The sequence below is a fragment of the Christiangramia aestuarii genome (assembly GCF_009735585.1).
In the GTDB taxonomy this organism is placed as follows: domain Bacteria; phylum Bacteroidota; class Bacteroidia; order Flavobacteriales; family Flavobacteriaceae; genus Christiangramia; species Christiangramia aestuarii.
In genome coordinates, this window is record NZ_VJVW01000159.1 from 1 (window position 1) to 374 (window position 374).

The following is a 374-nucleotide window of genomic DNA, read 5'->3' on the forward strand; positions in this document are numbered from 1 at the left end:
TTCCGGTATTGGTCAGGCTAAAGGTATAGGAGATGGTCTCTCCAGCCTCGGCATAGCCGTTTCCATTTTCATCGTTAAAGCTTCCTGCTTTTACAATGGTCATGGCTGGGTTCTGCGTCAGCGGCGTAGTCTCATTGTTACTATCCTCTGGATCGGTCAGCTCATCGGCATCAGCCGTAGCGATATTGTCCACCTGTCCGCTGTCTACATCCGCCTGGGTCAGGGTATAGGTCGCGGAGAAGCTGGTGTTATCAGAAGCACCCGGCGCCAGGTTGATCGGTCCGCCGTTTACACTTACCATTGGATCGGTCACGGTGATATTGTTCAGGGTGACGTTTCCGGTATTGGTCAGGCTAAAGGTATAGGAGATGGTC

1 protein-coding gene is annotated in these 374 nt (G+C 52.4%); it reads right to left on the reverse strand.

The annotated features are described in order from the left end of the window. Positions 1-374, reverse strand: a 374-nt coding sequence (locus FLP08_RS16125; RefSeq protein ID WP_439329446.1) for a CLIPPER-2 domain-containing protein, incomplete at both ends; no start/stop codon positions are given.